Source organism: Vibrio sp. Vb1018 (assembly GCF_033338775.1).
In the GTDB taxonomy this organism is placed as follows: Bacteria; Pseudomonadota; Gammaproteobacteria; order Enterobacterales; family Vibrionaceae; genus Vibrio; species Vibrio alginolyticus.
Genome location: NZ_JAWOTI010000022.1, coordinates 18,489 through 33,146 on the forward strand (window position 1 = coordinate 18,489; position 14,658 = coordinate 33,146).

Here is a 14,658-nt window from a genome sequence, read left to right on the forward strand (position 1 = left end):
TAAGGTCGTCAAAAATGACTTTCAAGTGAAAAAATAAAAAATTTTTAAAGCATCCACTATCCCCTTGAACAGCTTAGTTCCTCATCACTTCGCGATCTGTGATAAAAAGCCCGCCGTTCTGGGGGGCTCAATCTACACTTTACTTGCGGGAGGATTTACGCGCTTTTACAACGTCCTTTTCCTGCTTTAGTTTGCGCTTTTCTTTTAGACTCAACTGCGGTTGTTTCTTTTCTTTCTTACTCATGACTTCACCTCTATTTATTGGCACAACAGACAACCACACAGCATTTTCTGAGCTGGTGGCTGCGATTGATGAACAATTTCAGTAATCACAAAGCAGCGTCGCTGATTAAAAATTTCCACTTCGAGCGCATCATTTTTAGCTCGACCTAACAGTCGAGACCCCAAATAAGAATCGACCGCGAGCATACCTGTCATGGGTTGCCCCTTACGCGAGCTGACCAATGTCATGCGATATTGATAGGCGCGTTCAACATCCACTAAGCGAACCGTGTCCCCAACCGCAATACGAGCTCGGTTACGGCAATGGGCTTGTTGCTCGCAGATTTCAAATAGCGATAACAACCTTAGTGGTGATTGATAGGTTAAAAAGCGACTGGTTAACCACCAAGTTCGCAGCGCCAAGCAGTACGCTGAGAACCAGCGTTCAAACATGATTATTTCCTTCTTAATGCCTTGTCTTACAAATAAATTCAGTGCATTGAACCGGAAGTGCATCACTTCCGGCTTAGTTCAGGAAAGTCATCACCATTTTCTTAGTCTCCTTATTCATCAGCTCTTCAGCACTATAGCGAGCAGAAAAAAGAAAGCAAAAACGCTCAAGCGAACAAAATGGCGAGAAAAAAAGAAAACAGAAATAAAATGGCAGGCTTGATCGGGTTGTTGGCAGTTAGTACCAGAAAAACATCCGCTTTAGCAGAAAGTGGCGATTTTAGCTGGTGGTACAACAAAAAAAGCAGCGATTTCTCGCTGCTTTTTACTATCACGAACAGTGTCGTTATACGTCTAGGTTCGCTACTTTCAGTGCGTTCTCTTCGATGAAGTTACGACGAGGTTCTACTTGGTCACCCATTAGCGTAGTGAACAGTTGATCTGCACCTACCGCATCTTCAATCGTTACCTGCATCATACGACGAGTTTCTGGGTCCATGGTGGTTTCCCAAAGTTGGTCTGGGTTCATCTCACCTAGACCTTTGTAGCGCTGACGGCTTAAGCCACGCATTGACTCTTTCACTAACCAGTCAAGCGCTTCTGCAAAGTTTGCCACTGGCATAGTACGCTCACCACGTTTGATGTACGCGCCTTCTTCCAGAAGTCCATCAAGTGCTTCTGATAGATCAGCCAACTTGCCGTACTCTTTCGAGTTTAGGAAGTCGATGCTAATTGCATGTTCGTGCGTCACACCGTGAGTACGAACCACAATCTTAGGCAAGTTTAAGCCTAGCTCTTCGTGCTGCTCAACTTCGTAGCTGTACTGGCTTGCACCCACTTCTTTCGCATTCAGCTGTTCAATAAGCTGCTTCGTCCAAGCTTCCACAACTGATGCGTCATGGCATTGCTCTGGCGTTAGGCGAGGAGTGTAAATCAACTCGTTTACCAAAGCACTTGGGTAGCGACGGCTCATACGTTCCGCCAGTTTAATACCCGCATTGTACTGTTGAACAAGCTTCTCTAGTGCTTCACCTGCCAGTGCAGGTGCTTCTGCGTTTACGTGTAGCGATGCATTGTCCAGAGCCAATGATACTTGGTATTGGTTCATCGCTTCTTCATCTTTGATGTACTGCTCTTGTTTGCCTTTTTTCACTTTGTATAGTGGTGGCTGAGCGATGTACACATAGCCACGCTCGATAAGCTCTGGCATTTGACGGTAGAAGAAGGTCAACAGTAGCGTACGGATGTGCGAACCATCGACATCGGCATCGGTCATGATGATGATGTTGTGGTAACGAAGCTTGTCCGGGTTGTACTCGTCACGACCGATACCACAACCTAGTGCGGTGATCAGTGTTGCTACTTCTTGAGAAGATAGCATCTTGTCGAAACGTGCTTTTTCTACGTTAAGAATCTTACCTTTTAGCGGTAGGATCGCTTGGTTCTTACGGTTACGGCCTTGTTTTGCGGAGCCGCCTGCCGAATCACCCTCCACTATGTATAGTTCAGAGAGTGCCGGATCTTTTTCCTGACAGTCTGCAAGTTTACCTGGAAGGCCAGCTAGGTCTAGTGCACCTTTACGGCGCGTCATTTCACGAGCTTTACGCGCTGCTTCACGAGCACGTGCTGCATCGATGATTTTCGAACAAACCATCTTCGCTTCTGTCGGGTTCTCAATCAGGAACTCAGACAGTTTTTCACCCATTGCAGACTCAACAGCTGATTTCACTTCAGAAGAAACCAGTTTGTCTTTTGTTTGGCTTGAGAACTTAGGATCAGGCACTTTCACCGAAACAACCGCAGTTAGACCTTCACGCGCATCGTCGCCTGAAGTCGCTGTTTTCGCTTTCTTCGAGAAACCTTCTTTATCCATAAAGCTGTTCAATGTACGTGTTAGCGCAGCACGGAAACCAGCAAGGTGAGTACCACCATCACGCTGTGGGATATTGTTGGTAAAGCAGAAGATATTCTCTTGGAAACCATCGTTCCATTGCATCGCCACTTCAACTGAAATGCCGTCTTCACGCTCAGAATTAAAGTGGAAGATTTTTTCGATGATTGGCGTTTTGTTGGTGTTTAGGTGATCAACGAACGCTTGAATACCACCTTCATACATGAAGTGATCATGTTTGTCCGCTTCACGTTCATCAACCAATTTGATCGACACACCAGAGTTCAGGAATGACAGTTCACGCAGGCGTTTCGCCAGAATGTCATAGTGGAACTCAGTGTTAGAGAACGTCTCGGCACTTGGCCAGAAACGAATTTGTGTACCGGTTTTATCCGTATCACCCACAACGGCTAGTGGCGCTTGAGGCTCACCATGGCGGTAGGTTTGCGTATGGATATGACCACCACGATGAATCGTTAGCTCAACTTTCTCTGATAGTGCGTTTACTACTGAAACACCTACCCCGTGAAGACCACCCGATACTTTGTATGAGTTATCGTCGAACTTACCACCCGCGTGAAGAACCGTCATGATTACTTCTGCTGCAGAGACATTTTCCTCAGAGTGGATTTCTGTTGGAATGCCACGACCATCATCGCTAACGGAAACCGAGTTATCCTCATGAATTGTCACAACGATGTCTTTACAGTGACCTGCCAACGCTTCATCAATTGAGTTATCCACCACCTCGAAAACCATGTGGTGAAGGCCGGTGCCGTCGTCCGTATCGCCGATGTACATTCCTGGACGCTTACGTACCGCATCCAGACCCTTCAGTACCTTAATACTCGATGAATCGTAATTTTCAGACATGAGTTTCTCTCTTCTAGTTTGACTCTATCCTGCCATGTTCCACATGAAACAATTTACCGTTATCGTCCAACATATCGGCGATTTGGCTTTCAGTGATAGAGCTTACAAATACTTGTGCGCCCGTCTCTTTTAAGCAGTCAGCAAGACGCTTGCGACGTTGGCTATCTAATTCCGACGCGAAGTCATCAATTAGGTAAATGCATTGTTTACCGGCCATCTCTGTCAGGTGTTGCCCTTGCGCTACACGCAATGCACACACCATGAGTTTTAATTGACCGCGTGACAGAACATCTTCAACGGGCGTTCCGTTCACTTTAATGCGCAAATCAGCTTTGTTTGGGCCACTAAAGGTGTATCCCAATGCCTGATCACGCTCAAAATTCTTTTCTAGTATCTCGTGGTATGGAGTGTCTTTATCCCAGCCACGATAATACTTCAATTGGATCTCAAATTCTGGCAAAAATGTCTGACAGATAGTTTCTGCGACAGTTTTCATCTGCTCGATGTAACTTGCTCGCCATTGGCTGATGTTTTCAGCCAATCCTGCCATTTCCTGATCCCAATAACTGAGCTCACGATAACTATTGGCGGTTTTCAACAACGCGTTGCGCTGCTTGTTCAGGCGCTTGAACCTTCCCCATGCTTGATAAAAAGCGGGCTCGGTATGAAATACGCCCCAATCAATAAACGCACGACGATGTTTAGGGCCATCTGTCAGTAAATCAAACCCTTCTGGGTGTATCAACTGCAGAGGCAGAACTTGTGCCAACTGCGCTAATTTTTGTCCAGATTGACCGCCTATTTTAACCTCTGTTGAGCCATCACGCTGCTTATTAATGCCGATAGGTAGCTCAAATTGATCCGAGTTCAAAAAACGACCATGAACAAACAGTTCGTCACACTCATTTTGTATCACTCGTCCGGTGAGAGAGCTCTTGAATGAGCGGCCATGCCCGAGCAGATAAACCGCTTCTAAGACACTAGTTTTACCGCTGCCGTTCGGCCCGATAAGAAAGTTAAAGCCTGCTGATAACTCAATATCACAGGCTTTAATGTTTCGAAACTGCTGAATGATGAGACGAGAAAGAGGCATTCAGTTGGCTTATAGACGAATTGGCATCACCACGTACATGGCACTGTCATCGTCGGCATTTTCAATCAACGCGCTAGCGTTAGCATCCGACATCGACACACGTACATTTTCACAACGCAACGTGTTCAGAACATCAAGCACATAGCTTACGTTAAAGCCGATTTCGATGGCGTCACCTTCAAAGGTTACATCAAGCATCTCTTCCGCTTCTTCTTGTTCTGGGTTATTCGCGGTTATGCGCATTTCAGTATCAGCCAGATTCACACGCACGCCACGGAATTTTTCGTTGGAAAGAATCGCAGCACGAGAGAAGGCTTGGCGCAACTCGTCACAACTTGCTATTAGTGTCTTATTGGTGCTCTGAGGCAATACACGGCGGTAGTCAGGGAAACGACCATCAACCAACTTAGAGGTAAAAGTAAAGTTATTCACCTCAGCACGAACATTGGAGCTACCGATCTGAAGTACTACAGGCTGCTCTGGCGCATCCATCAACTTTACTAATTCTTGCACACCTTTGCGTGGCACGATGATTTGCTTCTGCGCAAAGTCTGCACCTAGCTGAGTTTGCGATACCGCCATACGGTGGCCGTCCGTCGCCACGCTGCGTAACGTGGTGCCGTCAATTTCAAACAACATGCCGTTGAGGTAGTAACGAACGTCTTGATTCGCCATCGAGAACTGAGTTTTGTCGATCAGCGTACGTAAATCAGCTTGGCTCAGTGATACTTCCACTTCGCTTTGCCAGTCTTCAATATTAGGGAAATCGTTCGCAGGAAGCGTTGCCAATGAGAAACGGCTGCGACCAGAGCGAACTTGTACGCGATCACCTTCTAATACAAATGTGATGATCGCATCGTCCGGTAAACCACGGCAGATATCGAGAAACTTACGCGAAGGAACGGTAATGCTGCCCGCTTCAAAATCACCTTCTAGCGTCACTTTGCTTACTAACTCTACTTCAAGATCGGTTGCCGTCATCGACAATACGTTCTCTTCTACTTTAAGAAGTAGGTTACCCAGGATTGGCAGGGTTGGTCGGCCACCTAAAGCGCCCGAAACCTGCTGTAGCGGTTTGATTAAATGACTACGTTCAATGGTAAATTTCATGCTTGGCTCTTTACGCTGTCAGCTCAATAAATGATTTGCTTAGAATACCGTTATTCTAACCGATTACGAAGACAGGGTGCGAATCAAGTTAGAGTAATCTTCTTTAATGTCGTGGCTCTCTTCACGCAGCTGCTCAATCTTGCGACAAGCATGAAGTACGGTCGTATGATCGCGGCCCCCAAACGCATCGCCAATTTCAGGCAAGCTATGGTTGGTTAGTTCTTTTGCTAACGCCATAGCCAGCTGACGAGGACGAGCTACAGAACGAGAGCGACGTTTAGACAGCAAGTCCGCTACTTTAATCTTGTAGTATTCCGCCACGGTCTTTTGAATGTTATCGATCGTCACCAGCTTCTCTTGTAGAGCAAGCAGATCGCGCAGCGCTTCACGAACAAAATCAATCGTAATTGGACGACCAGTAAAGTTCGCGTTCGCGATAACACGGTTCAGTGCACCTTCGAGCTCACGAACGTTCGAACGCAGACGCTTGGCAATGAAGAATGCCACTTCATCAGCAAGGTGGATTTGGTGATCTTCAGCTTTTTTCATCAAGATCGCCACACGCGTTTCAAGCTCAGGTGGCTCGATCGCAACAGTAAGACCCCAACCAAAGCGAGATTTAAGACGATCTTCAACGCCATTAATTTCTTTAGGATAACGGTCAGACGTTAGAATGATCTGCTGATTACCTTCCAATAGTGCGTTGAAGGTATGGAAGAATTCTTCTTGTGAACGTTCTTTATTAGCAAAGAATTGGATGTCATCGATAAGGAGCGCATCCACGCTGCGGTAGTAGCGTTTGAATTCTTCAATCGCATTGTTTTGCAACGCTTTTACCATGTCTTGCACAAAACGTTCTGAGTGCATGTAGACCACTTTTGCGTTCGGGTTGTTATCCACAATCGCGTTGCCCACCGCATGCAACAAGTGCGTTTTACCCAAGCCCGTGCCGCCGTATAGGAACAGCGGGTTGTATGCTGCACCAGGATTATCCGATACCTGACGCGCCGCAGCCAAACCCAGTTGGTTCGACTTACCTTCAACAAAGTTATCGAACTTGTGTTTTGGGTTCATGTTTGAGCGGTGATTGATAGCCGCAATCGCTTGAGCGTCGTCATCCCAGGTTTTGTGTACTGGCTTACGCGCCTGTAATTGCGCAGGTGCAGATGACTCGGCAGCCACATCTGCAGGCGTACGTGTCGGCGCTGGTTTTGGTGCAGAGACAGGTCGGCTCCCCACTTCAAAACGTAAGTTAGGAATATCGCCACCGCAGTATTCCTGCAGTAAGCGAGTAATATTGTTCAGATACTTATCACGCACCCAGTCCAACACAAAGCGGTTTGGCGCGAATAGAGTGAGAGTATTGTCATTGAGCTCCGCTTGTAGCGGACGAACCCACATGCTGAATTCTGTAGCTGGTAGCTCTTCTTGAAGCTGCTGCAAACATTGCAGCCAAAGCGAAGATGACACGGTGCCCCCACTGAGTAATTGAATTATCGGAAAAGACTGGCAATTTTACCTGTTGATAACCAAGATCGCCAGCGATTGATCGACGATCCAGTGAATAAGATCCAAGTTATTCACAATTATTTCTGCAAACTTGATGAGATCAACACACCTTGCCCCAAATTTGCCCACACAACGATCCACAATTGGGCAAAATTAACAAGATCGAGCGATTGGTGATAAGTCTGTGTATTATTTTATTCCCAATGCTGATTTTGTCGATCATTTCGCTAGGTTCAGTTCGCATTTTCGTCACATTTAACATTCTTCTTCTATTATCTAATAACTCACAGGTCTAGGTTATTGCTCTTGGTTATTTATTTAATTGAGCTAACTAACAGTAGTATTTCCAACCATAAAATTATGGAGATGTATTATGAAAAACTGGATTAAGGTTGCCGTTGCAGCCATTGCACTGTCGGCAGCAACCGTACAAGCCGCTACTGAAGTCAAAGTTGGTATGTCAGGTCGCTACTTCCCGTTTACTTTTGTAAAGCAAGACAAGCTACAAGGCTTTGAAGTCGACATGTGGGATGAAATCGGTAAACGTAACGATTACAAAATCGAATACGTAACAGCCAACTTCTCTGGTTTATTTGGTCTTTTAGAAACTGGTCGTATCGATACGATCTCCAACCAAATCACCATGACTGATGAGCGTAAAGCTAAATACCTATTTGCTGACCCTTACGTTGTAGATGGCGCACAAATTACCGTGCGTAAAGGCAACGACAGCATCAAAGGTGTTGACGATCTTGCGGACAAAACCGTTGCGGTGAACCTAGGCTCTAACTTTGAGCAACTGCTGCGTCAATACGACAAAGACGGCAAGATCAACATTAAAACGTACGACACAGGTATCGAACATGACGTGGCGCTCGGTCGTGCAGACGCGTTTGTAATGGATCGTCTTTCTGCGTTAGAGCTGATTAAGAAAACTGGCCTTCCTCTGGAATTGGCAGGCGAACCGTTTGAGACCATTCAAAACGCATGGCCTTTCGTTGACAACGAGAAAGGTCGTAAGCTGCAAGAAGAAGTAAACAAAGCACTGGCTGAGATGCGCGCAGATGGTACAGTAGAGAAAATTTCCGTGAAGTGGTTTGGCGCTGACATCACGAAATAAGAACTCTTTGTACTTTAGGCCGCAAAGTGGTATCACTCTCGGACTAAAATAAACTTACGTAAAGGTGGAACTTGTTTTCCACCTTTTCTTTTCTCTAGCCTTTAGGTAAGCCGTATGGGATTTGACTTTAATTACATGTTGGAACTGCTGCCGATATTGCTGAAATATCTTGGCACAACCATGGAAATGGCGACATGGGGATTGGTGTTTTCGCTGATTTTATCCGTCATTTTAGCCAATATTCGCGTATTTAAACTGCCAGTTCTGGATCAATTAAGCCAACTGTACATCAGCTTCTTCCGTGGCACCCCACTGTTGGTTCAGCTTTTCCTGCTCTATTACGGCTTACCGCAAATTTTTCCATTGATGGTCGGTATCGACGCCTTTTCAGCAGCGGTTATCGGTTTAACGCTGCACTTTGCCGCTTATATGGCGGAAAGTATTCGTGCCGCCATTATTGGCATTGATCGCAGCCAAATGGAAGCGAGCTTATCGGTCGGTATGACGACATCCCAAGCAATGCGCCGAGTGATTTTACCTCAAGCAACGCGTGTCGCACTGCCTTCATTGATGAACTATTTCATCGATATGATCAAGTCAACGTCTCTTGCTTTCACGCTTGGTGTGGCCGAAATCATGGCGAAAGCACAGATGGAAGCCTCATCAAGTTTCCGTTTCTTTGAAGCTTTCCTTGCGGTTGCTCTTATTTACTGGGGCGTGGTGGTGATTCTGACTCGCGTACAAATCTGGGCAGAAGCAAAACTGAATAAGGCGTACGTACGATGATTAAGTTAGAAAATATTCACAAACGTTTTGGTAAGACTGAAGTGCTGAAAGGCATCGACCTCGATATTAAGCAAGGTGAGATCATCGTGATTATCGGCTCAAGTGGTACGGGTAAATCAACCTTGCTGCGTACGGTTAACTTTCTAGAGCAGGCAGATGAAGGTCGTATCACGATAGATGACATCTCCGTTGATACTCAAAAACACACTAAAGCCGAAGTATTAGCGCTGCGTCGTCGAACTGGCTTTGTGTTCCAAAACTATGCCCTGTTTGCCCATATGAATGCGCGCCAGAACATTGCCGAAGGTCTAGTGACCGTTCGAGGTTGGAAAAAAGCCGATGCTCTCAAACGAGCGCAACAAATTCTGGATGACATCGGTCTTGGGGATAAAGGCGATAGTTATCCAGCGGCATTGTCTGGCGGCCAACAACAACGTGTGGGTATCGGCCGAGCGATGGCGCTGCAACCAGAACTGCTGTTGTTTGACGAACCAACTTCTGCGCTGGATCCTGAATGGGTCGGTGAAGTTCTCTCATTAATGAAGAAGTTAGCTAATCAGCATCAAACCATGCTGGTGGTGACGCACGAGATGCAATTCGCGAAAGAAGTCGCTGATAGAGTGATCTTCATGGCGGAAGGCAATATCGTTGAGCAAGGTTCTCCACAGGATATCTTCGATAATCCACAAGATCCTCGTTTGAAAAAATTCCTTAACCAAGTAGGAATAGAGTAACGATCAAGCATCAGGATCGATTGATCCTTGAGATTTTACTCACACTACGTATAATCGCCCGGCCGGAATTTCGTACTCATTGAGTCATTGACACATTATGTGAGTGTGATTACAATTCCGCCTCTTTGTTGAGAGGCGTCGGTTGTCCTTCTCTATATAAAGAGCTTCTTTATATAAGAAAGCAAATACCCACGCCGGGTTTAACAAGAACCTAAAACTACTGATCAGTAAAGGTAATTATCATGAAACGCACTTTTCAACCTACAGTTCTAAAGCGCAAGCGTACTCACGGCTTCCGTGCTCGCATGGCAACTAAGAACGGTCGTAAAGTTATCAACGCACGTCGTGCAAAAGGCCGTGCGCGCCTATCAAAATAATCGCTAGTTTATTTTGAACACGTACGCGTTTAATCGGGAGTTACGTTTGTTAACTCCCGAGCATTATCAAAACGTCTTCCAGCAAGCTCATCGAGCTGGCTCGCCTCATTTCACCATCATTGCTCGCAATAACAAACTTTCTCACCCACGATTAGGTTTAGCGGTTCCCAAAAAGCAAATCAAAACGGCTGTCGGTCGTAACCGATTTAAGCGTTTGGCTCGTGAAAGCTTTCGTAACAATCAACATCAGCTTCCAAACAAAGATTTTGTTGTGATTGCGAAGAAAAGCGCGCAAGATTTAAGCAATGAGGAAATTTTTAAGTTGTTTGATAAGCTATGGCAACGCCTGTCTCGCCCTTCACGTGGATAGCCATTGGGCTCGTTTATCTGTATCGCTGGTTTATCAGCCCTTTGATTGGTCCTCGTTGCCGGTTCACACCAACCTGTTCCACTTACGCGCTAGAAGCTTTGAGAGCTCACGGTTTTGTAAAAGGATGTTGGTTATCAGGCAAACGTCTATTAAAATGCCACCCTTTGAATGAAGGGGGGTATGACCCCGTTCCACCAGTCCAAAAACAAGACAGAGATAACTAACGATGGATTCTCAACGTAATATCCTGCTCATCGGTTTGGCCCTGGTTTCTTTTTTGCTGTTTCAACAATGGCAAGTTGCAAAGAATCCAGAACCTCAAGCAGTTGAACAGGCTCAATCAAGCAGCACTCTACCTGCACCATCTTTTGCTGATGAACTTGACCCAGTTCCTGGTCAACAGCAAGCTTCTGCAAAAACTATCACAGTAACGACTGATGTTTTAACTCTGTCGATCGACACCGTTGGTGGCGATGTGGTACATGCCAACCTTAACGAATACTCTGCTGAGTTAGATTCATCAGATTCCTTTGTTCTGCTTAAAGACGCTCAAGGTCACCAATTTATCGCTCAAAGCGGTCTAGTGGGCCCTCAAGGTATCGACTTGAGCAGCACAAATCGCCCTCACTACAACGTAAGTGCAGACAGCTTCACAATGGCTGACGGTCAAGATGAACTTCGCGTTCCGATGACATTCACTGCAAACGGTATCGAATACACCAAAACTTACATCTTTAAACGCGGCAGCTACGCGCTTAATGTTGAATACGATGTAGTGAACAACTCAGGCAACAACGCAACATTTGGTATGTACGCTCACCTACGTCAAAACCTAATGGACGATGGTGGTAGCATTACAATGCCTACTTACCGTGGTGGCGCATACTCAACAGAAGATACGCGTTACAAGAAGTACAGCTTTGATGATATGCAGGATCGCAACCTGTCTCTTAACCTAGCCGATGGCCAAGGTTGGGCAGCAATGATTCAGCACTACTTTGCCGCAGCTTGGATCCCACGTAACGAACCAGGTACTAACCTATACACTCGTGTAATTGGCAACCTAGGCGACATCGGCGTTCGTATGCCGAACAAAACTATCGCAACAGGCGATCAGGCTAAGTTTGAAGCAACACTTTGGGTTGGTCCAAAACTGCAAGATGAAATGGCAGAAGTGGCACCTAACCTAGACCTAGTAGTGGACTACGGCTGGTTATGGTTCATTGCGAAGCCTCTTCATATGTTGCTTTCATTCATCCAGAGCTTTGTTGGCAACTGGGGTGTGGCAATCATCTGTCTGACCTTCATCGTTCGTGGTGCAATGTACCCACTAACAAAAGCGCAATACACGTCTATGGCGAAAATGCGCATGCTACAGCCTAAGCTGCAAGCAATGCGTGAGCGTATCGGTGATGACCGTCAGCGCATGAGCCAAGAAATGATGGAACTGTACAAGAAAGAGAAAGTGAACCCACTAGGTGGCTGTTTACCTCTTATCCTACAGATGCCTATTTTCATCGCGCTTTACTGGGCACTAATGGAATCGGTAGAGCTACGTCACTCTCCATTCTTCGGTTGGATTCATGACCTTTCAGCACAGGACCCTTACTACATCCTGCCGCTATTGATGGGTGCGTCTATGTTCCTAATCCAGAAGATGAGCCCGACAACGGTAACGGATCCAATGCAGCAGAAGATCATGACCTTTATGCCGGTTATGTTTACCTTCTTCTTCTTGTTCTTCCCATCAGGTCTCGTTCTGTACTGGTTGGTGTCGAACATCGTAACGCTTATCCAGCAAACTCTGATCTACAAAGGATTAGAGAAAAAAGGCTTACACAGCAAGTAACCTTTTAGGAAATGATTGAGAAAGGCGGCCAAAAGGTCGCCTTTTTGTTTTTGGCTGATTACAATTCAGCTAATTAATTGTGATGGCTCCCTAGGTATCTTCCCTATAGCCCAGCTCAAAAGGCAAAATTATGACTACAGATACGATTGTCGCTCAAGCGACCGCGCCTGGTCGTGGCGGTGTCGGTATTATTCGAGTTTCTGGCCCTAAAGCCAACCAAGTGGCGTTAGAAGTCACTGGCAAAACACTAAAGCCTCGCTACGCAGAGTACCTGCCGTTTAAGTCAGAAGATGGCACTGTGCTTGATCAGGGCATCGCACTGTACTTCCCTAACCCACACTCATTTACAGGTGAAGACGTACTTGAGCTGCAAGGCCATGGCGGCCCTGTCGTGATGGATATGCTGATAAAACGCATTCTAGGTATAGATGGTATTCGAGCTGCTCGCCCTGGTGAGTTCTCTGAACGCGCATTTCTGAACGATAAACTCGACCTCGCTCAAGCCGAGGCGATCGCAGACCTCATTGATGCCAGTTCTGAAGAAGCAGCAAAATCGGCACTGCAATCCTTACAGGGCGCATTTTCAGGCCGCATTAATACCTTAGTTGAGTCGCTGATTCATTTGCGTATCTATGTTGAAGCAGCCATCGACTTCCCTGAAGAAGAGATCGACTTTTTGGCCGACGGTAAAGTGGCTGGTGACCTACAAGCCATCATCGACAACCTAGATGCGGTGCGCAAAGAAGCTAACCAAGGCGCTATTATGCGTGAAGGGATGAAAGTCGTGATTGCGGGTCGTCCAAATGCGGGCAAATCAAGCCTGCTGAACGCACTATCGGGTAAAGAGTCTGCAATCGTAACCGACATCGCAGGAACCACGCGTGATGTACTGCGTGAGCACATCCATATTGATGGCATGCCACTACACATCATTGATACAGCAGGTTTGCGTGATGCTTCCGATGAAGTAGAGAAAATCGGTATCGAACGTGCGTGGGATGAAATAGCCCAAGCAGACCGCGTGTTGTTCATGGTAGATGGCACAACAACCGATGCCACCGATCCGAAAGATATCTGGCCAGATTTTGTGGATCGCCTACCAGACAACATTGGCATAACGGTGATCCGTAATAAAGCGGATCAAACGGGTGAAGATATGGGGATCTGCCACGTCAATAACCCTACCCTTATCCGTTTGTCAGCGAAGACTGGTGCAGGAGTTGAAGCTCTGCGCGATCATCTCAAGGAGTGTATGGGCTTCTCTGGCAACAGTGAAGGTGGGTTTATGGCTCGTCGTCGTCATCTCGATGCATTAGAACGTGCCGCACAGCACCTTCAAATAGGCCAGGAGCAGCTTGAAGGCTATATGGCTGGTGAAATATTGGCTGAAGAGCTACGCATCACCCAACAACATCTCAATGAGATTACCGGTGAGTTCAGTTCTGACGACTTACTGGGACGAATCTTCTCTTCATTCTGTATCGGGAAGTAAATAATCGAACGCGCGGTGCTGAGCTTAACTCACACCGCGTTTCTTTTTGTACGGCAAGCCATCCATGAGCTTTAGCCGTCGCATTCAATAAGGAAGAAGTATGATCCACATTATTACAGGCAGCACGTTAGGTGGCGCAGAATACGTAGGGGATCACCTGAGTGATCTACTCAACGAGAATGGATTTGAAACAACGATCCACAACCAGCCTTCCCTCAGTGATATCGAAAATCAAGGTACGTGGTTGGTGATCACCTCTACACATGGAGCTGGTGAGTATCCTGATAATATCCAACCTTTTATCGCAGCATTACAAAATACACCGCCAAAAATGACTGATGTAAAATTTGCGGTGATTGCGATTGGTGACTCTAGCTACGATACGTTCTGTGCCGCAGGTCAACACGCTTATGATTTATTAGAGGATATTGGTGCAACCCCTCTCGCAGATTGCTTTAAAATCGATGTACTGAGCCATGATGTGCCAGAAGACGCCGCAGAGATGTGGTTAAAAGAGAATATCGAACGTTTTTAAACTCACGACTTTCCCTTCAACAGAGTCGAAATTCGGCTCTGTTTTCTCCCATGTGAATAACTCCCACCAAATTATTTTGTTTAACCGCTCAAAAACCAACCAAACAGACTGTGGATAACTACAATAAGATCCAGTGATTTTCCTTTAGTTATCCCAATAACAACTTTGATCAATTTTATCTCCTGTGTATAACCACCACTTTTGATCCCAGGTAATCCTCGATCTGATCCAATCATGATCACAAGAT

The 14,658-nt window shown here is 46.2% G+C and carries 14 protein-coding genes; 9 read left to right on the top strand and 5 right to left on the bottom strand.

Going from position 1 to position 14,658, the window contains the following annotated elements:
• Positions 1 to 258 precede the first annotated feature (258 nt).
• The 5 genes from R7Z10_RS19350 to dnaA all read right to left on the bottom strand — a co-directional run bounded on the left by R7Z10_RS19350 (position 259) and on the right by dnaA (position 7,109).
• Entirely contained in the window at positions 259 to 675 is a 417-nt protein-coding gene (locus R7Z10_RS19350) for a GreA/GreB family elongation factor (RefSeq protein ID WP_017635594.1), read from the bottom strand.
• A 343-nt stretch (positions 676 to 1,018) separates the two neighbouring features.
• Entirely contained in the window at positions 1,019 to 3,436 is a 2,418-nt protein-coding gene (gene gyrB / locus R7Z10_RS19355) for a DNA topoisomerase (ATP-hydrolyzing) subunit B (RefSeq protein WP_005378841.1), read from the bottom strand.
• A 13-nt stretch (positions 3,437 to 3,449) separates the two neighbouring features.
• The gene (gene recF, locus R7Z10_RS19360; RefSeq protein ID WP_005378839.1) at positions 3,450 to 4,529 is read right to left on the bottom strand and encodes a DNA replication/repair protein RecF; all 1,080 of its coding nucleotides are present in this window, start codon (positions 4,527 to 4,529) and stop codon (positions 3,450 to 3,452) included.
• 9 nt (positions 4,530 to 4,538) lie between these two features.
• On the bottom strand, positions 4,539 to 5,639 hold the full coding sequence (dnaN, locus tag R7Z10_RS19365; protein ID WP_005394106.1) for a DNA polymerase III subunit beta: 1,101 nt from the start codon (positions 5,637 to 5,639) through the stop codon (positions 4,539 to 4,541).
• Positions 5,640 to 5,702: 63 nt separating this feature from the next.
• Positions 5,703 to 7,109 carry a chromosomal replication initiator protein DnaA gene (gene dnaA / locus R7Z10_RS19370; RefSeq protein ID WP_005378835.1) on the bottom strand — a complete coding sequence of 469 codons (1,407 nt, stop codon included), beginning with the start codon at positions 7,107 to 7,109 and terminating at the stop codon, positions 5,703 to 5,705.
• 412 nt (positions 7,110 to 7,521) lie between these two features.
• Here dnaA and R7Z10_RS19375 point away from each other — a divergent pair, with 412 nt between their 5' ends.
• The 9 genes from R7Z10_RS19375 (at position 7,522) to mioC (ending at position 14,411) form a co-directional block, all read left to right on the top strand.
• A complete protein-coding gene (locus R7Z10_RS19375) occupies positions 7,522 to 8,268 on the top strand; it encodes an amino acid ABC transporter substrate-binding protein (protein WP_054730020.1) in 747 nt (248 codons plus the stop codon).
• Between the two features lie 114 nt (positions 8,269 to 8,382).
• Positions 8,383 to 9,054 (top strand): amino acid ABC transporter permease, encoded by a 672-nt coding sequence (locus R7Z10_RS19380; RefSeq protein ID WP_005378829.1) that lies wholly within the window; start codon positions 8,383 to 8,385, stop codon positions 9,052 to 9,054.
• On the top strand, positions 9,051 to 9,788 hold the full coding sequence (locus R7Z10_RS19385) for an amino acid ABC transporter ATP-binding protein (protein ID WP_213867294.1): 738 nt from the start codon (positions 9,051 to 9,053) through the stop codon (positions 9,786 to 9,788). Before R7Z10_RS19380 ends, R7Z10_RS19385 begins: the two co-directional genes overlap by 4 nt.
• A gap of 242 nt (positions 9,789 to 10,030) precedes the next feature.
• Positions 10,031 to 10,165 carry a 50S ribosomal protein L34 gene (gene rpmH, locus R7Z10_RS19390; protein ID WP_005378825.1) on the top strand — a complete coding sequence of 45 codons (135 nt, stop codon included), beginning with the start codon at positions 10,031 to 10,033 and terminating at the stop codon, positions 10,163 to 10,165.
• 46 nt (positions 10,166 to 10,211) lie between these two features.
• Complete coding sequence (gene rnpA / locus R7Z10_RS19395) at positions 10,212 to 10,535, top strand: ribonuclease P protein component (protein WP_005394102.1); 324 nt, start codon at positions 10,212 to 10,214, stop codon at positions 10,533 to 10,535.
• Positions 10,502 to 10,759 (top strand): membrane protein insertion efficiency factor YidD, encoded by a 258-nt coding sequence (gene yidD / locus R7Z10_RS19400; RefSeq protein WP_005378822.1) that lies wholly within the window; start codon positions 10,502 to 10,504, stop codon positions 10,757 to 10,759. Before rnpA ends, yidD begins: the two co-directional genes overlap by 34 nt.
• A gap of 2 nt (positions 10,760 to 10,761) precedes the next feature.
• Entirely contained in the window at positions 10,762 to 12,384 is a 1,623-nt protein-coding gene (gene yidC, locus R7Z10_RS19405) for a membrane protein insertase YidC (protein WP_005383834.1), read from the top strand.
• A gap of 130 nt (positions 12,385 to 12,514) precedes the next feature.
• Positions 12,515 to 13,876 carry a tRNA uridine-5-carboxymethylaminomethyl(34) synthesis GTPase MnmE gene (mnmE, locus tag R7Z10_RS19410; protein ID WP_005383836.1) on the top strand — a complete coding sequence of 454 codons (1,362 nt, stop codon included), beginning with the start codon at positions 12,515 to 12,517 and terminating at the stop codon, positions 13,874 to 13,876.
• A gap of 100 nt (positions 13,877 to 13,976) precedes the next feature.
• On the top strand, positions 13,977 to 14,411 hold the full coding sequence (gene mioC / locus R7Z10_RS19415; protein ID WP_005378900.1) for an FMN-binding protein MioC: 435 nt from the start codon (positions 13,977 to 13,979) through the stop codon (positions 14,409 to 14,411).
• Positions 14,412 to 14,658: the final 247 nt, after the last annotated feature.

Bases quoted from the DNA above. Each gene is read 5' to 3' on its own strand.
- rpmH (WP_005378825.1), top strand. From the start codon at position 10,031: ATGAAACGCACTTTTCAACCTACAGTTCTAAAGCGCAAGCGTACTCAC.
- R7Z10_RS19350 (WP_017635594.1), bottom strand. From the start codon at position 675: ATGTTTGAACGCTGGTTCTCAGCGTACTGCTTGGCGCTGCGAACTTGG.
- yidC (WP_005383834.1), top strand. From the start codon at position 10,762: ATGGATTCTCAACGTAATATCCTGCTCATCGGTTTGGCCCTGGTTTCT.
- R7Z10_RS19385 (WP_213867294.1), top strand. From the start codon at position 9,051: ATGATTAAGTTAGAAAATATTCACAAACGTTTTGGTAAGACTGAAGTG.
- mnmE (WP_005383836.1), top strand. From the start codon at position 12,515: ATGACTACAGATACGATTGTCGCTCAAGCGACCGCGCCTGGTCGTGGC.
- R7Z10_RS19375 (WP_054730020.1), top strand. From the start codon at position 7,522: ATGAAAAACTGGATTAAGGTTGCCGTTGCAGCCATTGCACTGTCGGCA.
- recF (WP_005378839.1), bottom strand. From the start codon at position 4,529: ATGCCTCTTTCTCGTCTCATCATTCAGCAGTTTCGAAACATTAAAGCC.
- yidD (WP_005378822.1), top strand. From the start codon at position 10,502: ATGGCAACGCCTGTCTCGCCCTTCACGTGGATAGCCATTGGGCTCGTT.
- gyrB (WP_005378841.1), bottom strand. From the start codon at position 3,436: ATGTCTGAAAATTACGATTCATCGAGTATTAAGGTACTGAAGGGTCTG.
- mioC (WP_005378900.1), top strand. From the start codon at position 13,977: ATGATCCACATTATTACAGGCAGCACGTTAGGTGGCGCAGAATACGTA.
- dnaN (WP_005394106.1), bottom strand. From the start codon at position 5,639: ATGAAATTTACCATTGAACGTAGTCATTTAATCAAACCGCTACAGCAG.
- R7Z10_RS19380 (WP_005378829.1), top strand. From the start codon at position 8,383: ATGGGATTTGACTTTAATTACATGTTGGAACTGCTGCCGATATTGCTG.